The following is a 21909-nucleotide window of genomic DNA, read 5'->3' as shown; positions in this document are numbered from 1 at the left end:
ACGCCAAAAGTACTTCACGTTATAAACACAAGCAAAATTTTTAATCCTAAATTTTCACTTAAAATGAAAAATTCTTTTATTTATTATATTATTTCTTTTATTATTGAAAAATAAGTAAGCAAATAAAAATAATATTCTGAAAATTTAAAACTTTTGAATGCGTAAGAGTTTGTATATAGTTGTTTGGGAATGGTAAAATAAATTGTAAATAGTTACGAAATAAATTACAACATTGGCTCAATCATAATCACTTCTTCTTTCTCCACAATCACTTGCCCATCACCCAAATCACGGGTTTTTCTGACGAATTTTTTGGGCGTAACAATCACTGGACAAAGTGTGTCGCTCTTTCGTTTGGAAAAATAGGCGGCCAATCCTGCGGCACGTTCAATCACATTTATCGGAAAATTTCTGCCTGCTTGTTTACGTATCACCACGTGCGAACCGGCCACATCACGGGCGTGAAGCCATAAATCATCTTTTCGAGCGTAGCGTTGGGTGAGTAAATCATTATTTTTAGAATTTCTTCCCACCAAAATCTCGTAGCCTTCAAACTTGAAATATTTGAATAAATCCTGAACTGTTTCTACATTTTTCTGAGAAGTTTCCAATTGATTGGCTTTCTGAAATTTTCTGAATTCTTTGAGGGTTTCAACCGCTTCAATCGCTTGAATTTGCTGGTCGATCTGGCTGGAATCTTCTTCTTTCGCCTCAATATTCTCCATGAGTTTTTGGATTTCTATCTTCTCATTTTTTGATTTTCGGTAATAATTTTCTGCGTTTTTTTGGGGGGAATAATCTGGCTTTAGTCTTATTTTCAGTGGTTTATCTCTATAGAAATCATATAATTCAATGACTTCTGTTCGTTCGGGAATGACATGTAGATTTGCCATAATAATATTGGCAATTTCATCGTGTTTCACACCCGTATCTATGCTTGAAAGCTGTTGGTAATTTTTATCAATATAAATCTGACAACGTGTTTTTTGCTTCAATAAAGCCTTAATTAGTACGGCTTTTTCCTTATCAAAAACATTAATCCGAGTGAAGGCATAATAAAAATTATTACTCGCTTCAATCGGGTCTTCAAACGTTTTTTGAATCTCTCCACCTTCTTTAATTAAGGATAAAACAGGCTGAAAATCGAGTGTTTTTAGGTAAAAAGTAGGATTGTTTAATTGATTCAAAAGTGTCTGAATATCGTCCCAAGTAGGGTTTGGAATGGTCTTTAAATATTGGGTGATTTCTTTGCCAAAAGTAGGAAAAGTGGTTTTCAAACCATTCAATAAAAAGCCTTCTTTACTTTGGTCAATCTCACGGTCGAGGGTATCAAGGTCAAGGTTATTATCGGCTATTAATTTGTTATGGAGCAGGTCAATCACTTTATTTTCATGTAGAAGAATGAGATTAGAACGATTGCCATACATCTTGAAAAGTAATACAAAATCGTTCTCAAAATAAATGCCAAAGGCTCTTTCATTCAAAAATTGTCGAACGCTAATCACCTTTAAATCAATGAGTTCCTTGAACAAATTAGCAGAATTTCGTCCCGCTCTTTTGAAATCATTGGGGAAATTTAGACAGGCAAAATCTGGATGAAGAACTGCTTTGATATAAAAATCTTTTTGCTGTTTCCATTGTTTTCCATCGGTACAAAAACCAATCAAAAGCTCATCTTTTTCTTGCGAAAAACACTCTGCCATCACCATGCCAACTAATTCAGTTTCAAGGCGTTTTGATAATTGACGGAGGAAATAATAATTAGTTTGCATTGTTTTAGGGATTAGGTGGTTAGGAAATTAGGAATTGGGAAAATTGAAGAGTACGTAAATTAGTGATTGGCTAATTGGTGATGATGCAAATTAGGGATTAAGCAACTAATAGACTAAATATCTTATAATTAAATAACTTAAAGAGTTGAAAGTGGATTTTCCCTAATCCCTAATCCCTAATCCCTATTTCCCTAATCCCTATTTCCCTAATTTTCGATATGCCTCAGAATTATTGGGGTCGAGGGAAGATAGGAGTGGGACAATTTTCTTGCGTTCATCCAATGGTGCATCACCATAAATATTAATTAATTCTGGGAATTTTGCTTCAAAAAATAAACGATACCAAATTTGTCCAGGACGAGATTGACTTATTTGTTTAATCTGATTCAAATAGTCCGTAATTTGCTTTCTCCCACCAGCTGGATTAGTGGAATAATTATCCATCGCCATCCGATGATACGTATAAAAACCTTCTCTGAGTGGCTGTAATTGCTGATTTAGTAAATTTTCCGAAACCCAATAACGGTTACGAATATCATTAGAAGCCGTCCAAGCACCACCAGCTGATTGCGCTAAATTGACTACATTCAAGGCTTTTTGAGCATAATTTGTTCCTCCCATTTTTCCGAAAGAATCATAGTCAAAAGCCAACGCTACGTATGCGTAAAAAGCCAATATTTGCGTAAGATTATCGTTGAAATTATTATCATTATACGTTAGAGGTGTACCAGCAACGTATTTAAAATTAAAACTTTTATCAATATAGTTTAACAAAACGGTTTCATAATTTGTCCCATAAACGGGTCTGCGAACTTGAAAATCGGCATTGGCTTCATAATCACCTCCTGCCGTTGCTTTAGTCATAATAATGGCTAACGAGCAATTGATTTTTTCTTCCGTCGAAAAATTATCATTTGACCATCTTCTATTATTCAAAAATTCTTGAATAACATTCTGAATTTCTGGATAGATCGTTGTCGCTCCACGTTGCTCATTTACCTGCAATTGGTCAGTCGAAATGCTTACTTTGCAATTCAATTCTTGAGCAAAAAGCTTTGAGTTTTGAGCAATGAGCAATGAGAGAAAAATGAGTAAATTGTATTTTTTCATATTCTGTTCAGCCCGAAGGCTGTTTGTTTATTCCAGTTGAAATCTGGTGACGTTGAGCCTGGAGGCTCTTTTTATTCAAACGTGGACGTTTAAACCAGTTGCGTAAAATCTATTAAAAAATCTGTCCAAATGCGTCTAATCTGTGTTATCCGTAGTCTAATTGTTTTAGTAAGACAATACTCTTGTCACTTCATCCACAATATCCATCGCTACATCTTGCTTAGATTTTAAATCAAAATTAATCATTGTGCCATCTCTTTTAATAATGCAGATTTTGTTGGTATCATGCCCAAAACCTGCCCCCGAATTTTGTAGCGAATTCAACACAATCATGTCCAAATTCTTTGATTTTATTTTACCAATGGCATTTTCAACTTCATTATCCGTTTCCAAAGCGAAGCCTACCATCAATTGTTCTGGGCGTTTTAAAGCGCCTAAAGTTTTGGCAATATCAGTTGTCTTGGTTAGTTCAATAGTAAACGTATCTTCCTTCTTCTTTATTTTCTTATCGGCTACCACGGCAGGTGTATAATCAGCTACGGCAGCGGATAAAATAATAATATCGGCTTCATCAAAATATAGTTGAGTTGCTTCATACATTTCTTTTGCCGAGCGAACTTCTACTAAATTAATGCTTGTATCGGGTGATTTTAAGGCAACTTGCCCACTTACCAGCGTAACATCGGCACCCGCTTTGGCAAATTTATCTGCAATGGCATAGCCCATTTTTCCCGTTGAATGATTACTGATAAAACGAACTGGATCAATCGGTTCTTGGGTTGGTCCAGCGGTAATCAATACTTTTTTGCCCTTCAAAATAGGGTTTCCTGAGAAATATTTTGTCAGAATTTCCACTAATTCTTCGGGTTCAGCCATTCTTCCTTCGCCTACCAAACCGCTCGCCAATTCTCCAAAATTTGATTTAATGAGTTGATTACCAAAAGATTGCAATTTTCTAAGATTCTCAATCGTACTTGGATGTTGATACATATCCAAATCCATGGCAGGGGCAAACATCACTGGACATTTTGCTGAAAGATAAACTGCCGTTAATAAATCATCACAAATGCCATTCGCACATTTTGCGAGCGTATGAGCCGTTGCGGGGGCAATCAAAATGAGATCTGCCCACAATCCCAAGTCCACGTGATTGTTCCAAGTTCCCGTTTGGTCTTTCACAAATTCCGAAAGGACAGGTTTTTTAGAAAGCGTTGATAATGTTAAAGGTGTAATAAATTCCTTTGCCGCTTGAGTCATAACTATTTGAATTTCAACCCCTTCTTTGACTAAAAGTCGAGTCAAAAATGCAATTTTATATGCCGCAATGCTGCCAGAAATTCCGAGGAGGATTTTTTTATTTTTTAACATTGGTAAATTATTTTGGTTCTACTACGATTTATACGGTATGATAGGTTTTCAACCTGTTAATGGATTCCGTTTGACAGGTTGAAAATCTGTGTCCTACCGTAGAACCATTATTTCCTAACTCGTTTCTCCAAATCAGCCCTCGGAATACTCAATATTCTGCCCAAAGGTTGTCCGTTTCTTAAAGTAATCACTTTCAAAGTAACTGGACCCGACGGAATTTCAATCGGAGCGGTATATTTTGGTGAAAATTTATCGGGAAAAGAATCATCCGTTGTATAGAAAATATCCACGCCTTGAAGGTCGTTACTCATTTCACAAATCAATTTTTCTCCATCTTTTTTGGTGGTAACGATGGCATCATAAACCGCTTTTGAAACCTTCAAATTAGCCGCATCAAAACGCTGAAAATGATTTTCAGTTCTTGTCATAAAGCCATCCCAATCTTTCTTTTCCTTCGGACTCCAAGTTGTTTCCGCAATCGCAAATGCTCTCGGATACGTCATATACAAAGCATGACGGTAGTTCTGAATTTGTTCGGTCCAAAGGTTTCCTTGCGCACCCAAAATGTATTTTGCGTCTGTACTATCAGGAACTGGCTCAAACGAATAGGTTTTTCTCAAAGATAAACTGGCATAAATTGGCTTCTCAACGGTTGGGTCACCTTGCATATAATCTAAATAGGCAAAAGTAGAGGGCGACATCACCACATCATGTTTTTGTTTGGCTGCTTCAATGCCACCCTTCATGCCTCTCCATGACATTACAGTGGCGTTGGGAGCCAGTCCGCCTTCCAAAATTTCATCCCAACCAATCATTACCTTGCCTTTTTTATTGATAATTTTCTCTACTCTTTTTACAAAATAACTCTGTAATTCATGGGTGTCTTTCAAATTATTCTTCTTCATAAATGCCTGACAACCAGCATCTTCTTCCCAATATCCGTGATAACATTCATCACCACCCATGTGAATATATTTGTTTGGAAATAATGGGGCTATTTCCGTAAAAACTTTATCCAAAAACTCATAAACTTTTTCATCCGACGGATTTAAAGTGTTTTCAATGTTCATTTTGAAAGTACCATTTGGAAACCAATCAGCGAAATTTGTCCCTGGGTTTACGTATCTTTTCAAATCTTTTTTGGTGGATAATTCTGGATAAGCCGCCAAAACGGCCATACTATGTCCAGGCACATCAATTTCTGGCACAATCGTCACGTTTCTTTCCTTGGCATAAGCCACAATTTCTTTCACATCCTCTTGGGTATAAAATCCTCCATACGTAGCAGGTTCACCTTCTTTAGGGTCATCACGATTCCCAAAACCGCCATTTCTAACCACTCGCCATGCTCCAATTTCAGTCAATTTTGGTAAAGATTTTATCTCAATTCTCCAACCATTATCATCCGCCAAATGCCAGTGAAAAGTATTTAATTTATAACGAGCCATCAAATCAATGTAACTTTTAACTTCTTCTTTCGTGAAAAAATGACGGCTTACATCCAACATTAAACCTCTCCAACCAAAACGTGGATAATCCGTTATTTTACAACCCATTATCGGAAATATTCCCATCGAAAATTCCTTGTTTTTAGCCTGTGTAGGCATCATTTGGCGGAGCGATTGGATGGCATAAAATAGTCCTGCGGGTTTATTGGCAGTCATTTTAATGGTTTCGCCCGTAACTTCGAGCGTGTAACCTTCATTGCCTAATTGAGCGTTTGGCGTTTTATTAATGGTAAAAATAATGACTTTATCCTGCATCGTCGGCTTCTCAACTTTCTTAAAAATAGGCTTTTGTCCACCCATAAATCCCAAGGAATTCACAAAGTTCTCGGCAATTTTCTTAGCATCTGCATTATCATCCGTCACATCAATACTAATGCGGGAATCTAACATAAACATATTCATTCCGCCCGTGGTAGAAACCTCGAAACTTACAGGAGCAGGAATGATATTATTCTGGGCAAAAGTGGTAATGGAAGTCAGTAATAGAAATAGTATTTTTTTCATTGTTTTTGTTGATTTGTTGGTATTTATAAAATTCATGTAAAGATAGCTTTTTCATGAATATAAACTAAAACTGAAAAATACGTTAAATAACTTAATAAATAGTTTTGCAACTGAAAAATAAGTTATACATTTGAAGTATGGAAGAATTAACAAGAACAGAGGAACGAATTATGCAAACATTTTGGCAATTGGGAACCGCCTTTGTCAAGGATATTATTGAGCATATTGACGAAGACCCGAAGCCACCGTACAACACTATTTCATCGGTCGTGAGGATTTTGGAAAAGAAAGGCTACGTTGGTTATAAAGCTTACGGAAAGACGTATGAGTATTTCCCAATTATCACGAAAGAAGAATATGCGAAACAGTCATTCAGAAAAATTTTGAACAATTATTTTGATAACTCAGCTACAAATTTGATGTCTTTTTTAGTGAAAGAAGAACAACTTTCGGAGGAGGAATTGGAGGCTTTACGGAAAATTATAGGCTGAAAAAAGTGAGGAGTTATAAACGATGAGTGATGAGTTTTACGTGAAAGAACTCAAAACTTATGCCTCAAAACTTATCACTCATCATTCATAACTCATCGCTCAAAAACATGAACTACTTACTCGAATCCACTGTCTGTATAACGATATTTTACGGACTTTACTATTTGATTTTCAAACGATTAACTTTCATAAGGCTTAATCGGATATACTTGCTTTCGAGTTTAGTAATCGGGCTTTCTTTGCCTTTGATTTCGTATCAAATTAAAGAAGTTGTAAAGATTTCTGTGACTGTGGAATATGAAGAAACAAGTCTTGTTCCATTAGTCATGAATAGTTCTACGCCCTTAATCTCAAACACTCCAATCGAAGAAACTTTTGACTGGAATATTATTTTTCAAGGAATTTATGTTTTAGGAATTTTATTTATGGTGATGAAATTTTCAATAATTATCTATAAACTATTGAAAATCAAAAGTATATCATCGGGAAATGATTTCATTTCAACCCAAAGTAAATACGCTAATTCTTCATTTTTTAACTTGATTTTTATTGATGATTCTAACCTTTCGGAGAATGAAATCAATCAAATTTTGGAACACGAAAAATGGCATATTCGGCTTCTGCATTCTTATGATTTATTATTTGTCGAAATCTTGAAAATCGTTTTCTGGTTCAATCCTATTTTATGGTTGTATCAACGTTCACTCTCAGAAATTCATGAATATGAGGTAGATACCCGCATGATACAGTCGTATAATCCACAGTTGTACGCTCATTTATTGTTAAAATTAGCAAATCCGACCACCCAATCGGCGACCCATCAGTTCAGTCGCAAACCTTTGACCGACCGTATTCATTTTTTATTCACTAAACAAAAATCCGTACCTATGAAACGATTAGCGTATTTGTCCGTTCTGCCCATTTTAGGAGCATTTTTCATGGCTTTTTCTGTGGAGAAAGTAATTGATTATCAAGAGGTTGAAGAGAGTTCTAAGTATTTTAAGATTGTGCGGAATACAGATTATGATGGGTTTCCAGATTTGAGCGTTAAAGAAAATAAAGTTATCTCAACTTTATATCTTAACAACGGGAAAATTGCTTTTGTAATTAATCCAAATAAAGTTTCAGAAGAAGCTGTAAATGATGCTGCGAAGTATTTTAAGGATTATGGTTTTACGCTAAAAGTATTGAGTAAGCAATTAAATGCTACGAAGAAAGATTTAGCGAAGATGGAAATTGGTTTAACCGAAGACGAAAGCAATAAGAAAGCGAGGCTGAAAAATAAAGTGAGTGCTAAAACAGATTTACCAGAAAAATTTAATTTCGATTTGGTAAAAATGAGAAAAAAGTCAGGGAAAAGGTTAGATGCAATTATAACCATTTTGGCGGTGAAGTCTTCGGGGTTACATTTTGTATCGTCTTTAGCACCTCCGCCGCCGCCCCCAGTTCCTCCTTTGCCGCCTAAAAATATGCCACCAGAACCGCCCAAACCACCTTTACCACCTGTAAAAGTTGGATTAAATTATAGAAATAACTATGCAGAAGATTTAATCGATAGAGCTTTTGCAGAAGTTTTTGATGGAACAAGATCTACAATTAATGTACCTTATAAGAACATTAACTATCTTATTTTTGAAGGAAACAAATTACAAAGAAATATATTTATTAGTAAAGTTGTCACTCAAAAAGATTGGCAGTCCTATTTAGATTTTACAAATAAAGATAATTATTTTTCAAATGAGTTTAGAAGCAAAATGATTCCTGATAATTGGGCAAGAGTCATAGTAAAATCCGATAAAAGCCCCGTTGAATTTGTTTCTTTTGAACAGGCAAGTGAATATTGTAAATGGAAGACTGAATTTTTTAATGGTCAATTCAAAGATAAAAAATATAATTACCAACAGATGGTTTTATTTAATTCTAAGAATGGTAAAAAATATAAGTTTAGATTACCAAATGAGAAAGAATGGCAAACAGCCTTAAGTAAAAAAATAAATCGTAGTACTAAATTTAGTTCGGTTGGATTTTGTTATATTTTAGAGAAAGTGTAGATTTTATTAAACATCAAAAAAGGCTTCTGAATCACCTCAGAAGCCTTTTTTGTAAATATCTCAACCATTAAGCGTGCAAAGCCCGATTCTCAGTAGCTGCCAAACAAGCCTCTTTCATTGCTTCCGTATAAGTTGGGTGAGCATGAGACATCCGTGCAACATCTTCTGCCGAAGCACGGTATTCCATCGCTACCACTGCCTCCGCAATCATGTCAGCGGCTCTTGCACCAATGATATGAACGCCCAAAATTTCGTCCGTAGTTTTATCAGCCAAAACCTTCACTAAACCGTCGGTATCCATCGAAGCCGTGGCACGTCCCAATGCTTTGAAAGGGAATGAACCAGTTTTATAAGCAATACCAGCCGTTTTTAATTCCTCTTCTGTTTTTCCAACTGAAGCCACTTCTGGCCAAGTATAAACAACGCCTGGAATCAAATTATAATTAATATGAGGTTTTTGTCCTGCAATAGTTTCAGCCACAAAAACGCCTTCTTCTTCTGCTTTATGCGCCAACATTGCTCCACGAATTAAATCTCCAATAGCGTAAATATTTGGTACATTCGTTTGTAAAGTATGTTCATCAACCACTACTTTTCCTCTATCCATATTGATGCCTACGGCTTCTAAATTTAAGCCTTCGGTGTACGGACGACGGCCAATACATACTAACACATATTCACCAGTCAATTTCACTTCTTCACCCGCTGAATTAGTTGCTGTAACGGTGGCATCATCTCCATTGTTAACAACATTCGTTACTTTATGAGAGAAATAATAATCAACGCCTAACTTTTTGATTGATTTCTGCAATTCTTTTCCCATCGTTTTATCCATCGTTGGAATCATCGAATCGGCAAATTCTACAAAGCTAACCTTCGTACCCAAACGTGCATAAACAGAACCTAACTCTGCTCCAATTACACCTGCACCAATGACAACCATTGTTTTTGGAACTTCTGTTAAATTCAAGGCTTCCGTTGAAGTGATAACTCGTTTTTTATCAACGGGCATCGAAGGCAAAACGGTTGGTTTTGAACCCGTAGCGATGATGATATTTTTCGATGTTAAATCCTCCGATGTACCATCTGCTTTTGTGACTTTAACGGTATTTTTATCAACAAAAGAACCAAGACCATTATAAGTCGTGATTTTATTTTTTTTCATCAAAAACGTAATACCATCGTTCATTTTTTTCACAACGCCCGATTTACGATTAATCATTTGCGTCATATTTGCCACAGGAGCAGAGATTTCAATTCCGTGTTCTGCAAAAGTATGAGCGGCATTATAAAAATGCTCTGATGAATCCAAAAGTGCTTTTGAAGGAATACAACCCACATTTAGGCAAGTTCCGCCCAAGACACTATATTTTTCGATGATGGCAGTTTTCATGCCTAATTGTGCTGCACGAATGGCGGCTACATATCCACCAGGTCCTGAACCAATTACTATTACGTCGTATTGCATTGTTATAAATTTTCGATTATTCTAAATTATTATCCAGCTTGTCCATCACCATCAAGGTCAAAACCTGTTTTGCGATATTCACTAACGGTATTTGCATTGCCAATTTTCTTAAAAATAAATGAAACTTGGGTTGTCGTTCCGCCCGAATTGATGGAAGTAGTATTTACTAATTCCCAACCTTCAGTGCCAAATTATGCCAGCATTTTATTGACTACCTTTGCATCCAGTCCATATTTTCCATTGCCATTGGCATCAAAAATAGTAGGATTTACATCTGCAATTACGGTAAGATAGTCCCATTTAATTAAGCTCATATTTTAGGAAATGGTTATCTCTAATTCTTAAATTTTCCGTCTTATCATTACTCCAATTCTACGTTTTAGAAGCAATATGCCTTGCCTGTATAAACACAAGTAGCTGTATTGAAGGATTTTCTCCAATCAGAGCAATTCAAAGCAAGTTCTATTTTATCTTTATTGTGAGCAACAACATTGGCAAAGAGTATAGGAGTATGATTTTTACCGTATTCAGGATTTCCTAAAAGCACCCACTTATTTGGAAAAAGCTTTTTTATTTCCTTAAAACTCAAAACTTGATTTTCCATATTTATTTAGGGATTGGGAATTAGGGATTTGGGTTTACTACTAATCCCTAATTACCAATCCCTGATTTTCTATACATCCAATAACAAACGTGTTGGGTCTTCCAACAATTGTTTTACTCTTACCAAGAACGAAACGGATTCCTTACCATCAACAATTCTATGGTCGTAAGAAAGTGCTACGTACATAATTGGACGGATAACTATCTGCCCATCAACTACTACGGCACGTTCAACGATATTGTGCATTCCCAAAATCGCTACCTGTGGAGCATTAATAATTGGCGTTGATAACATTGAACCAAATACACCACCGTTAGTAATTGTGAATGTTCCACCTGACATTTCTTGTAAAGTCAACTTATTGTTTTTAGCCAAAGTAGCCAGGCGTACAACTTCACTTTCGATGCCTGCCAATGATAAGTTTTCAGCATTTCTGATAACAGGGACTACTAAACCTTTTGGAGCAGAAACGGCAATTGAAATGTCACAGTAATCATTATAAACAATTTCTTCACCATCGATTGAACCATTCACGGCGGGATATTCTTTCAAAGCAACACAAACTGCTTTCGTGAAAAATGACATAAAGCCTAAACCAACGCCATGCTTTTCTTTGAATTTATCTTTGTATTTTCCTCTCAAATCCATGATTGGCTTCATGTCAACTTCATTGAAAGTTGTTAACATGGCAGTTTCATTTTTCACTTGAACCAAACGACGAGCCACTGTTTTACGCAATGACGTCATTTTTTCACGACGTTGATTACGATTTCCTGAGGTTGAAACCACTGGAGTTGGAGTAGCAACGGCAGGAGCCGAAGGTGTTGGTATTGCTACTGGAGCTGGTTTTACAGCACCGTTAGCATCTTCTTTTGTGATACGTCCACCCACGCCAGTACCTGACACGGTATTTGCATCAATTCCTTTTTCTGCCAGAGCTTTAGCAGCGGCTGGCGATGCGTGTCCTGCGGCATAATTGTTTGTTTGCGTAGGTGTTTCAACAGTTGCTTGTGGCGTTGAAACGGGTGCAATACTTGGCGTAACTGCCGCACCTGCACCAACTGTAATCGTTGCTACCACAGCACCGATGGCTAAAACAGAACCTTCGGCGGCTACGATATGAAGAATTCCAGCAGATTCGGCAGGAAGTTCGAAAGTGGCTTTGTCTGATTCTAATTCACATAAAACTTCATCCATTTTCACAGCATCTCCTTCTTTTTTACTCCAAGCTGAAATGGTTACTTCCGTGATCGATTCACCAACGGCAGGAACTTTAATTTCAATAACTTGTGCGCTTGCATTTGACACAGGGGCAGGCGCAACTGGTGGAGCAGGAGCTTCAACTGGTACTGGCGCTTCTGCGGGTGCAGGAGTACTAACAACAGGTGCTGGTGTTGGCGTTGAAGTGGATGCTCCAACTGGTTCAATTGTACAAATAACAGCTCCAATTGGAAGTGTATCACCTTCTTTGGCAACGATTTTCAAGACTCCTTCTGCTTCAGCAGGAAGTTCAAAAGTGGCTTTGTCTGATTCTAATTCACACAAAACTTCGTCCATTTTTACTACATCGCCATCTTTCTTATTCCAAGTAGCGATAGTTACTTCGGTTATTGATTCGCCTACTGGCGGAACTTTCATTTCAATTGCCATATCTCAATGCTGGATTGTTTTTATCCTTTTGTAATGTATTTTAATAAAATATTTTTATGCAAACGCTCTTTCCATCAACTCAGCTTGCTCAATAACATGAACTTTCAAGAAACCTGTGGCTGGCGAAGCTGATTTTTTACGAGCTACTAAACTATCAAAAATTTTCCAACCAAATTCTCTAATTATAAACGACCAATATCCCATATTTTCTGGTTCTTCTTGTACCCATAAAACTTTAGCTTTTGGATATTTATCTAATTCTGCTTGTACTTTTTTGGCTGGGAAAGGATGTAATTGCTCTACTCGCACAATGGCTACGTCTGAACGTTTTTCTTTTTCTTGTTTTTCTTGCAAATCATAGAAAATTTTTCCAGAACATAATAATACTTTTTTTACTTTCTTTGCTTCTGCGTAAGTATCACCATAAACTTCTTGAAATGAGCCATCCATAAATTCTGAAATTGGCGACATTACTTTTGGATTACGGAATAATGATTTTGGCGACATTATGATTAAAGGCTTACGGAATCTCCAAGTTAATTGACGGCGTAAAGCATGGAAAATATTGGCTGGTGTTGTCAAATTTGCTACGATCATATTTTCCTCGGCCGCTAATTGTAAAAATCTTTCAGGACGTGCATTTGAATGTTCAGGTCCTTGTCCTTCGTAACCGTGCGGTAAAAGCATGACCAAACCATTCATTGTTCCCCATTTAGATTCTTGAGAAGCAATAAATTGGTCAATCATCGTTTGAGCACCGTTGGCAAAATCACCAAATTGTGCTTCCCAAATTACTAAAGTATCTGGATTGGCAAGCGCATATCCAAATTCAAAACCTAAAACCGCATACTCAGAAAGTAACGAATTATAGATTTGTAATTGTTCTTGGTCTGCTTGAATATGATTTAATGAAATGTATGATTCATTCGTATTTGCTTCGTGCAACACTGCATGACGGTGCGAGAATGTTCCTCTCTGCACATCTTGACCAGATACACGTACAGGATTTCCGTCAACCAATAACGAACCATACGCCAAAGCCTCGGCAGTTGCCCAGTTTAATGAACCATTTTCAAAATAAGCTTTTCTATCGGCTAATACTTTTTCAATTTGTTTTAAGGCGGCAAAACCTTCTGGTAATTTTGAAAGTGCAATGGCAATTTTATCAATTGATTCTTTTGAAATGCCCGTTTTAGGAGAATTTTCAAAATCACCGTCTTGTGCATAACGTAATTCAGCCCAACGATTATCCAATTTTAAGGGATGATATTCTGGACGAATTTTTTGTTTAATCAAATCTAAACGAGCTTGTAATTCTGCTTTAAATTCAGAATCCATTTCACCCGCTAATTTTGCGTCAATATCTCCACGAGCAATCAATTTTTGATTATATAACTCTCTTGGATTCAAGTGGTTAGTAATATTGGCGTATAAAGTTGGTTGGGTAAATCGTGGTTCATCAGACTCATTGTGTCCGTTTCTACGATAACAAACCATGTCAATAAACACATCACGATTGAATTGCTGACGGAATTCTGCTGCCATTTTCGAAACAAAAACAACTGCTTCTGGATCATCACCGTTTACGTGGAAAACGGGCGCATCAATAATTTTGGCAACGTCTGTACAATAAATTGCTGAACGAGCATCTTCAAAATCTGTGGTGAAACCTACTTGATTATTAATGACAAAATGGATTGTTCCACCTACTTCATAACCTTTTAACTTCGCCATTTGGGTCACTTCATACACAATTCCTTGTCCCGCCACAGCCGCATCTCCGTGAATTAATATTGGAAGAATTTTGTCGTAATCACCTTCATAATGCGCATCAGCTCTGGCTCTACAAAAACCAATTACCAAAGGATTTACAGCCTCTAAGTGCGAAGGATTTGGCGCTAATTTCATCGACACTTCAGCTCCTGATGGAGTGATGTGTTTTGAAGAATAACCCAAATGATATTTTACGTCACCATCGCCATGAATTTGGTCGGGAAGATTGCCTTCGAAACCGTCAAAAATAGCATCATACGATTTGTGCATGATGTTGGCAAGTACGTTCAAACGGCCACGGTGAGCCATTCCAATCATCACTTCTTGAACACCTAAATCAGCTGACCGATTCACGATAGCATCAAGGGCTGGAATGGTAGTTTCGCCACCTTCCAAACCGAATCTTTTTTGACCCAAATATTTAGTACCCAAGAAGTTCTCAAAAACTACAGCTTCATTGAGTTTCTCTAAAATCTGTTTCTTTTCCGCAATAGAAGGATTGAAAGCCAGAGCTTCTTTTTCAATTTTTGCTCGTAACCATTCCTTCACTTCTGGCTCACGAATGTACATATATTCAAAGCCAACTGAGCCAGCATATATTGTATTAAGTGATTCAAGAATTTTACGCAAAGACACGGCCCCAATTCCTAAAAAAACACCCGCTTGAAATTCCGTATCCAAATCAGCCTCTGAAAGTGCATAATCTTTCAAATCTAACCTCGGACGACGGTCTTTTCGATCACGAATAGGATTGGTTTTTGCCAATAAATGTCCACGAGAACGAAAGGCTTTGATAAGACTAATGACCGCCATTTCTTTTTGAATCATCGAAGAATCAACCAGAGAAGTGGTAGTTGCTTTCGACTGACCATTTGAAACTCCATCTGAGCCATTCCAAGCGGCATGAAAGTCGAAGCCTTTAAAGAAGTTTTGCCAGCTAATATCTACTGAATTTGAATCTTGCAAATACGATTCGTAGAGGTCGGAAATCGCTGCTGTATCGGCGTTGGCAATATATGAAAATTGATCCATTATAAATTTTACGTAAATCGTTGTGTTTGTAAGTCAGATTTTACGTTTTGATTTCAAAAATGATTACAGATGGCAAAGTTAAGCTATGCTTACAAAATAAAGTGCCTTTTTTATTTGTTTTTTAGTATTAATTGCCAAATTTATATAGCTTATAAAATACGACTTTGAAAAGATTTGATTTCTTTGCAAAATACAAATGAAACTTTGTTCGTTGCTCTTATTTAGCAATTACCTCAAAATTCAGTAACTGTGAAAACTTTACTTTTATTCATATTCTTATTTTTTTCAAAATCTTTCAAAGAAAAAGAAGGTGATATTCAGTTTACAAAAGCCTACGAATTTGTCAATAAATTCGCCAAAAATGATGTTTCGTTGGCGGTTTGTCAGCATAATAACAAAACCAAAAAGGTTATCGTTTCCCCTCAACAAATCCCTTTTAGTTTAGTGAACGTAACGTGTAATTTTATCCAAAAGCGATATAAAAAAGAAGCCATGTCATGTTCGCAAATCAACATGAAAGAAGGTAGATTGATTCAAATTTCTTCCGATTCTGTTTATAAAGTAACTTCCACCGTCAAACCAATTCCGTTCAATCAAAGCGTGATGTACGAAAAAGCTCATGAACCTGAAATTGGCTATGTGACGATGTTTTCGGATGTCTATAAAAACTGCGTGATGATTGAATTACGTTATTTTTGCAACGATTCAACGGGAAATCCTTGGGGGAAAAAAGCCATGATTTTTTTGGTTGAATTTGATGCCAAGAATGAAATTAAAACGGTGTATCAAAATGAAAAGATGTATCGGTAAATGTCAGGAGAAAGGGAGAGAAGAAGGCAGGAGAAAGTGATATCGAAGGTGATAATTTATAATAGATTACTATTTTTCTCGCTCCCTTGCTGCTTTTTTCCTGTTTCCTTTTTAACAACCATATTATAAAACTTAATTTCAGGATTCATTTCATTCAATAAAATTGCTTCTTGTAATATTTCCATAAAAGCTTCTTCTTTTTCTTCATAATCCGCCAAACTTGTAAAGGTAATTCCTTTAATTAATTTACGAGCTTTGGCGTCTAAAAGTCCAGATTCATTGCTCAAATGAAAACCCTTGGCAAAGCAAACTTCCAAGCCTTTTGTTTTCTTGGAAACACTCAGATAACATAGATAATCAAAACAATAAAAAAAAGGCAAACTCCAAGATATTTGCTCACGAATATTGGGATGAGCAAGCATAATAACCTTGCGGATTTGTACAAGAAGAGGTTGTAATGATTTATCTTTACTTTCAATATAATCGTCGATATCAAAATATTTAGGCATAGGTATTGATTGATTAAGCTTTTAAAATATCCTTAAATATGACTGCAAAATTCTCAAATTTCAAAACCATACTTTTCCTTTTCCTACTAACACAATACGAAACGAATGCCCAAGGAATTCAATGGCAAACGGGCAGTTTTGAAAGTGTTTTGAATAAAGCAAAAGTCCAAAAAAAACTTATCTACGTAGATATTTATACGACTTGGTGTACACCCTGCAAACAAATGGATGCGGAGGTTTTTACGAATGCGAATGTAGGAAAAATATTTAATGAAAATTTTATCAATTATAAAATTGATGGCGAAAAGGGCGAAGGAAAAGATTTGGTAGAATATTTTGAATTAGATTCTTATCCAACGTCAATGTTTATTGATGCAGAATGGAATATAATTCAAAAATTGGAAGGCTTCCGCCCCGTTGAAAGACTGTTGGAATCAGCCGAAAAAATGAAGGAGCGCAGTAAAATAAGTGGATCGGATGATGACTTGGAACAGGCTTATTTGAAAGGTGGGAGAGATGCTCCGTTTTTATTGGAATATATCAAAGTCAGACAGCTCCAAAAAATTGATAATGGCGTTATTTTAGACGAATATTTATCAAAATTATCAGCCCAAGAATTAACTACTGAAACAACGCTGAAACTTATTATCGAAAATGTGTCTCAATTGCGTGGTAAGGCATTCGACTATTTAATGAGCCGTAAAAATGAACCCGTAATTGAACGGAAAATTAAAGGAATTATTTCTCAAAATCTTACGAGAGCTGGGAATCAAAAAAATGAAAAATTATTAATGGAAGTATTAGCTACCAATGGTCGTTTAAGCAGAACTTTTGCCGAAGCGAATGAATGGAATACAGAGGCAAAAATGAATTATTTTATGCTCACCAACCAAGCGAATAAGTTCTTTACCACGGCTGATTTTTTTATGGATACTTACTTTTTGAAAAAGGATTTATCTCCGATTAAAAACCAACCCGATTTACGAGAAATTTATACGCAAAAGTTAAGAAGAGCGTCAAAATTTGTATTGGATCATTATACTGAACGTGAAAAGTTAGAAAAAGCAGTTGTTTGGGCAAAAAAATCGTTGGAAATCGAAGAAAAGTCCGCTAATAATGAGATTTATTCCAGACTTTTGTTTACTTTGGGGAATAAAATTGAGGCTATCAAGCTGATGAAGAGAGCTTTAGTATTAGCAAAGCAGGAAAAAGCCGAAAGTAGTCAGCTTGAATTTTTAACCCATGAATTAATAAAAATGCAACGATAATTCTGCAGTTTAACGTAGAGCGTTATCAGCCGATAAAATGTGTTCAAATTACCAAATTAATCAAAATTGGTATCTTTTTTGTAATTATGTTGGTTTAAATAGATTGTTTTACCGCCAAAAACTTCGCCCATGAATTCATCAAACCCATTTAGAAAAAATGAAAAGATTTTACTTGTCACTGATCTGTCTGATTGTCAGTATGTTGGCTATAAATTTGACCTTTTCACAAGGAATTAATTTCCGACAAGATGATTGGCAAAATGTTCTGATGCAAGCGAAAGCTCAGAAAAAATTAATCTTTGTTGACATCTACACTGTCTGGTGTGGCCCCTGCAAGGAAATGGACAAAAAGACATTTACGGATGTTTCGGTTGGCGACAAATTTAATGCCAGATTCATCAATTACAAGGTTGATGCAGAAAAAGGCTTTGGGATAAATCTGGCAAAACGCTATAATGTTACGTCCTATCCAACAGTCCTATTTGTTGATGCTTCTGAAAATATCATGCTTAAACAGGAGGGACTTTTAAGAGCTTCCGACCTAATAAAAGAAGCGGATATCGTTTTGAATAATCAAACTAATGCTAAACCTCGTTGGGCATTAGAGAAATTGTATAATGAAGGTCGTAGAGATTCTGAGTTTTTAGCTGAATTTATTTCTGTGAATTCATTATTTACGATTGACAACAGAGATTTGGTTGAAGATTATATAAAATCACTAACTCCCATTCAATATTCATCTGATAAAACCCTTCGAATTATTGTCAATAATGGTTTTAAAATTGATGGTAAAGCTTTCGATTTATTGTTGAAATTTCGCGAAAAAGCGGAAAGCCTATTTGAAGGGGGTATTGAAAAAGTTAACAGATCATTCTCTCAAAGTATTAATGAAGTGTTTAGCGATGCTTTAAAAGCTAAAAATCAGATATTGTTTGATAAGGCATTAGCGGCTAATTTGAAGGCCCTTCCCAATACAGCCGACCGTGTAAATGATAAAAATAAATTGGCGTTTTATTTAGCCCTGAAGGACGTTAATAAGTTCTCGGAAGCGGCAGAACAATATCTTGACCAGTACGTAATGTTTGTGCAGATTGAAAGTATTCGTAAACAAGATTTGTGGGAATACGAGAAAATTATGCAGAATTATAAGTTAGGTATTCGTGATTCGGTGGGCGCAGGAGCAGCGATGTATCAAAACTTGAAAGTGAATGCTAAAAATACCATGGCTCGTTTGACTTCGGCAGAATTGAACGAAGTGGTAAAAGCATTTTATGACCAAGTGGAGGATAAAGCAAAATTAATGAAAGCAACAGAATGGGCAAAACGTTCATTAGAGTTAGTTGAAACGCCCGATGGTTATCATTCTTACGCACAATTGATGTTGAAGTTAGGAGATAGACAAATGGCCATGGATATTGAACAAAAGGCTTACGATATTGCGATTCGAGAGAAATTGGATACGCAGAAGTTTACAGCGGCTTTGGAGAAAATGAGATAGATAATTGATAATTATAAATTGGCAATTGATAATAAAAATGGTCTTTGAAATTTGTTTCAAAGACCATTTTTACTATCAATATCTTTATTCCGTTTCCAAAAGCAACTTCCCGAAATTCTTTCCAGAAAACAACATCATTAAAGTCGGCAAGAAATTTTTGATACCTTTTTCGATATGTACTTTTGAATGAAGTTTTCCTTCTTTAATCCAACCTGCCATTTCAACCGCCGCTTTTCCGTAGTTGGCTGCATTGTCAAAAACAACGATTCCTTCCATTTTGGCACGATTTACCAATAATGAAAGGTAGTTTGCGGGGCCATTTACGGGTTCGGTATTATTGTATTGTGATATTGCTCCACAGATAACAATTCTGGCTCTCAATCGGATCTGTCCTAAAACAATATCCAAAATCTCACCACCCACATTGTCAAAATAAACATCAATTCCTTCTGGGCAAGCAACTCGAAGGGCTTTTCTAACGTCTTCAGTTTTATAATTTATACAGGCATCGAAGCCTAATTCATTCACACAATAATCGCATTTTTCTTGGTCGCCCGCAATACCAACAACTTTGCAACCTTTGATTTTAGCAATCTGTCCAACCACACTTCCTACCGCTCCCGATGCTCCCGAAACCACGACTGTTTCGCCTTCTTTAGGCATTCCAGTATTCAAAAGGCCAAAATAAGCGGTCAAGCCCGGCATTCCTAATGTTGCCATGTAAGTTGTCAAAGGAGCAATATTTGTGTCCACTTTTACCAAATCTTTACCCGTTGAAACGCCAAATTCTTGAACGCCCCAGCCGCCAGTTACGTAATCGCCAATGGCAAAATCGGGATTATTTGATTCCACAATTTGTCCTGCCGTACCTGCTCTGAAAACTTCCCCAATTTGAATGGGTTTGATGTAAGATTTTGCATCATTCATCCAACCACGCATAGCAGGGTCGAGGGAAATGTATTTTGTTTTGATGAGAACTTCGTCTTCCTGAATCGTTGGAATGGCAGTTTCTTCGATAGAAAAATCGCTGTCTTTTGGGTTTCCCACGGGACGAGCCGCTAATTTTATTTGTGTATTTGTCATGTTTTGGGAGTTATAAATTATGAATTATAAATTATGAGTTATGAATTATAAATGAGTTAATTCATTCGAGAATTCATAACTTATAACGCTATTTATCAAATTTTAAATTAAATAATTCTTTAGACCTAAACCAGACGATGGTAACAATAATCATGGTCATTGCTCCACCAAAAATTACTGACGGAACTGTTCCCATTAATTTGGCCATAAGTCCCGATTCAAATGCTCCTAATTCGTTGGAAGAGCTTACGAAAATTCCATTTACCGATGATACTCGTCCACGCATTTCATCGGGTGTAAAAAATCGAATTACGGTCTGGCGGATGATTACGCTGACACTGTCAAACGCTCCTGTGAGGAATAATGCCCCCGCCGAAAGCCAAATATTTGTTGAAACGGCAAAGACTAACGTAGCAATCCCAAAACCTGCAATGGCAAATAATAAATTTCGCCAAGCATGATTGAGCGGAGGAAAATAAACCATCAAAAGCATCGTTAAAACTGCCCCGATGGATGGCGCTGCCCGAAGAATACCTAAACCTTCCGCACCAACGTGTAGAATATCCTCGGAATAGATTGGTAATAAAGCAATTACACCGCCAAATAATACAGAAAACAAATCTAACGAAATAGAATAGAGAATCACTTTTGTTTTGAAAACATAGGCAATTCCTTCTCGAAGCGAATAAAAAATATTGACTTTTTGCTCGTTTTGAACGGGAATAGGAGGGGAGGTGATGGTTGAAAGCAATATCATTACCAACATGAAAAGTCCAACGACAATCCAAAGGGTATTCGTTAATCCCAAATAGGCGTATAAAAATCCTGCCAATCCAGGGCCTAAAATTGCGCCTGCTTGCCAAAATGAACTTTGCCAGGTGGCAGCATTTGCAAAAACTTCTTTAGGAATTAAAAAGGGATTCAATGAACCCGAAGCGGGACTATAAAAACCTCTTGAAAACCCAATCAGCATGATTACCCCGTAAACAACGGTCAGCATTTGTGTTTGGGTAAGTCCAGATGTGGGCGATGTTGCCCAAATTAATATTAGTGAGCCTACAATAATGAATGCCAAACTGGCTTGCATCAAGGTTTTTTTATTGCGCCGATCGGCTAAGTGTCCGCCAAAAAGCGCCAATGAAATATAGGGTAAAGCCTCTGCCAACCCAATTAATCCAAGTGCCAAGGGGTCGTGCGTGATTTTGTAAATGGAATATCCCAACACTACTTCTTGAATCAAAATAGCAACAGTAACAAAACTATTGGCAAAAATAAAGGCGACAAATTGTGGATATTTGAGAGCTGCGTATGGTGATTGTTTGGTTTCTAAGTCTGTCATTTGAAAATTAGCTACGAAATAATTAATAAAGGTAGTAAAAAAATGCCGTCCCCAACCCAACGATAGCGGTC

At 36.5% G+C, this 21909-nt stretch carries 17 protein-coding genes; 5 read left to right on the top strand and 12 right to left on the bottom strand.

What is annotated here, in order from left to right; translation table 11 throughout:
- Window positions 1–224: 224 nt before the first annotated feature.
- The 4 genes from AC1W31_RS07855 to AC1W31_RS07840 all read right to left on the bottom strand — a co-directional run bounded on the left by AC1W31_RS07855 (window position 225) and on the right by AC1W31_RS07840 (window position 6262).
- Window positions 225–1772, bottom strand: a complete 1548-nt coding sequence (locus AC1W31_RS07855) for an NFACT RNA binding domain-containing protein (protein WP_481733872.1) — start codon at window positions 1770–1772, stop codon at window positions 225–227.
- Window positions 1773–1970: 198 nt separating this feature from the next.
- The gene (gene porD, locus AC1W31_RS07850) at window positions 1971–2882 is read right to left on the bottom strand and encodes a type IX secretion system protein PorD (protein ID WP_481733871.1); all 912 of its coding nucleotides are present in this window, start codon (window positions 2880–2882) and stop codon (window positions 1971–1973) included.
- Between the two features lie 165 nt (window positions 2883–3047).
- Window positions 3048–4250: a bifunctional phosphopantothenoylcysteine decarboxylase/phosphopantothenate--cysteine ligase CoaBC gene (gene coaBC, locus AC1W31_RS07845; RefSeq protein ID WP_481733870.1), complete on the bottom strand. Its 1203-nt coding sequence runs from the start codon at window positions 4248–4250 to the stop codon at window positions 3048–3050.
- Window positions 4251–4357: 107 nt separating this feature from the next.
- Entirely contained in the window at window positions 4358–6262 is a 1905-nt protein-coding gene (locus tag AC1W31_RS07840) for a beta-N-acetylhexosaminidase (RefSeq protein WP_481733869.1), read from the bottom strand.
- Between the two features lie 137 nt (window positions 6263–6399).
- Between AC1W31_RS07840 and AC1W31_RS07835 the strand changes: the two genes are divergently transcribed.
- Window positions 6400–6753: a BlaI/MecI/CopY family transcriptional regulator gene (locus AC1W31_RS07835; RefSeq protein ID WP_481733868.1), complete on the top strand. Its 354-nt coding sequence runs from the start codon at window positions 6400–6402 to the stop codon at window positions 6751–6753.
- Between the two features lie 107 nt (window positions 6754–6860).
- Window positions 6861–8804, top strand: coding sequence for a M56 family metallopeptidase (locus AC1W31_RS07830; RefSeq protein WP_481733867.1), 1944 nt, complete (start codon window positions 6861–6863; stop codon window positions 8802–8804).
- Between the two features lie 67 nt (window positions 8805–8871).
- Here the strand turns inward: AC1W31_RS07830 and lpdA are convergent, their stop codons facing one another.
- The 5 genes from lpdA to AC1W31_RS07805 form a co-directional block, all read right to left on the bottom strand.
- Window positions 8872–10272, bottom strand: coding sequence for a dihydrolipoyl dehydrogenase (lpdA, locus tag AC1W31_RS07825; protein WP_481733866.1), 1401 nt, complete (start codon window positions 10270–10272; stop codon window positions 8872–8874).
- A 191-nt stretch (window positions 10273–10463) separates the two neighbouring features.
- Entirely contained in the window at window positions 10464–10586 is a 123-nt protein-coding gene (locus AC1W31_RS07820) for a hypothetical protein (protein ID WP_481733865.1), read from the bottom strand.
- Between the two features lie 65 nt (window positions 10587–10651).
- A complete protein-coding gene (locus AC1W31_RS07815) occupies window positions 10652–10876 on the bottom strand; it encodes a hypothetical protein (RefSeq protein ID WP_481733864.1) in 225 nt (74 codons plus the stop codon).
- Between the two features lie 69 nt (window positions 10877–10945).
- Window positions 10946–12526: a 2-oxoglutarate dehydrogenase complex dihydrolipoyllysine-residue succinyltransferase gene (gene odhB, locus AC1W31_RS07810; protein WP_481733863.1), complete on the bottom strand. Its 1581-nt coding sequence runs from the start codon at window positions 12524–12526 to the stop codon at window positions 10946–10948.
- Between the two features lie 54 nt (window positions 12527–12580).
- Complete coding sequence (locus tag AC1W31_RS07805; RefSeq protein ID WP_481733862.1) at window positions 12581–15331, bottom strand: 2-oxoglutarate dehydrogenase E1 component; 2751 nt, start codon at window positions 15329–15331, stop codon at window positions 12581–12583.
- A gap of 249 nt (window positions 15332–15580) precedes the next feature.
- Between AC1W31_RS07805 and AC1W31_RS07800 the strand changes: the two genes are divergently transcribed.
- Window positions 15581–16141 (top strand): hypothetical protein, encoded by a 561-nt coding sequence (locus AC1W31_RS07800; protein ID WP_481733861.1) that lies wholly within the window; start codon window positions 15581–15583, stop codon window positions 16139–16141.
- 56 nt (window positions 16142–16197) lie between these two features.
- On the opposite strand, the gene AC1W31_RS07795 is transcribed toward AC1W31_RS07800, so the two are convergent.
- The gene (locus AC1W31_RS07795) at window positions 16198–16650 is read right to left on the bottom strand and encodes a DUF1801 domain-containing protein (RefSeq protein ID WP_481733860.1); all 453 of its coding nucleotides are present in this window, start codon (window positions 16648–16650) and stop codon (window positions 16198–16200) included.
- A gap of 38 nt (window positions 16651–16688) precedes the next feature.
- Here AC1W31_RS07795 and AC1W31_RS07790 point away from each other — a divergent pair, with 38 nt between their 5' ends.
- Window positions 16689–17918, top strand: coding sequence for a thioredoxin family protein (locus tag AC1W31_RS07790; protein WP_481733859.1), 1230 nt, complete (start codon window positions 16689–16691; stop codon window positions 17916–17918).
- A gap of 157 nt (window positions 17919–18075) precedes the next feature.
- Window positions 18076–19416, top strand: a complete 1341-nt coding sequence (locus AC1W31_RS07785) for a thioredoxin family protein (protein ID WP_481733858.1) — start codon at window positions 18076–18078, stop codon at window positions 19414–19416.
- Window positions 19417–19500: 84 nt separating this feature from the next.
- On the opposite strand, the gene AC1W31_RS07780 is transcribed toward AC1W31_RS07785, so the two are convergent.
- A complete protein-coding gene (locus AC1W31_RS07780) occupies window positions 19501–20499 on the bottom strand; it encodes an NADP-dependent oxidoreductase (protein ID WP_481733857.1) in 999 nt (332 codons plus the stop codon).
- Window positions 20500–20587: 88 nt separating this feature from the next.
- Entirely contained in the window at window positions 20588–21838 is a 1251-nt protein-coding gene (locus AC1W31_RS07775) for an MFS transporter (RefSeq protein ID WP_481733912.1), read from the bottom strand.
- Window positions 21839–21909 lie beyond the last annotated feature (71 nt).

It is taken from the genome of Arcicella sp. (assembly GCF_964672035.1).
Note: the sequence above shows the minus strand (reverse complement) of the source record. Positions and strands in the feature narration are given on the sequence as shown.

Coding starts and splice junctions, on each gene's coding strand:
- AC1W31_RS07785 (WP_481733858.1), top strand. CDS start 18,076: ATGAAAAGATTTTACTTGTCACTGATCTGTCTGATTGTCAGTATGTTG.
- AC1W31_RS07820 (WP_481733865.1), bottom strand. CDS start 10,586: ATGAGCTTAATTAAATGGGACTATCTTACCGTAATTGCAGATGTAAAT.
- AC1W31_RS07790 (WP_481733859.1), top strand. CDS start 16,689: ATGACTGCAAAATTCTCAAATTTCAAAACCATACTTTTCCTTTTCCTA.
- AC1W31_RS07805 (WP_481733862.1), bottom strand. CDS start 15,331: ATGGATCAATTTTCATATATTGCCAACGCCGATACAGCAGCGATTTCC.
- AC1W31_RS07830 (WP_481733867.1), top strand. CDS start 6,861: ATGAACTACTTACTCGAATCCACTGTCTGTATAACGATATTTTACGGA.
- AC1W31_RS07815 (WP_481733864.1), bottom strand. CDS start 10,876: ATGGAAAATCAAGTTTTGAGTTTTAAGGAAATAAAAAAGCTTTTTCCA.
- AC1W31_RS07775 (WP_481733912.1), bottom strand. CDS start 21,838: ATGACAGACTTAGAAACCAAACAATCACCATACGCAGCTCTCAAATAT.
- AC1W31_RS07840 (WP_481733869.1), bottom strand. CDS start 6,262: ATGAAAAAAATACTATTTCTATTACTGACTTCCATTACCACTTTTGCC.
- coaBC (WP_481733870.1), bottom strand. CDS start 4,250: ATGTTAAAAAATAAAAAAATCCTCCTCGGAATTTCTGGCAGCATTGCG.
- odhB (WP_481733863.1), bottom strand. CDS start 12,526: ATGGCAATTGAAATGAAAGTTCCGCCAGTAGGCGAATCAATAACCGAA.
- AC1W31_RS07855 (WP_481733872.1), bottom strand. CDS start 1,772: ATGCAAACTAATTATTATTTCCTCCGTCAATTATCAAAACGCCTTGAA.
- lpdA (WP_481733866.1), bottom strand. CDS start 10,272: ATGCAATACGACGTAATAGTAATTGGTTCAGGACCTGGTGGATATGTA.
- AC1W31_RS07795 (WP_481733860.1), bottom strand. CDS start 16,650: ATGCCTAAATATTTTGATATCGACGATTATATTGAAAGTAAAGATAAA.
- AC1W31_RS07835 (WP_481733868.1), top strand. CDS start 6,400: ATGGAAGAATTAACAAGAACAGAGGAACGAATTATGCAAACATTTTGG.
- porD (WP_481733871.1), bottom strand. CDS start 2,882: ATGAAAAAATACAATTTACTCATTTTTCTCTCATTGCTCATTGCTCAA.
- AC1W31_RS07780 (WP_481733857.1), bottom strand. CDS start 20,499: ATGACAAATACACAAATAAAATTAGCGGCTCGTCCCGTGGGAAACCCA.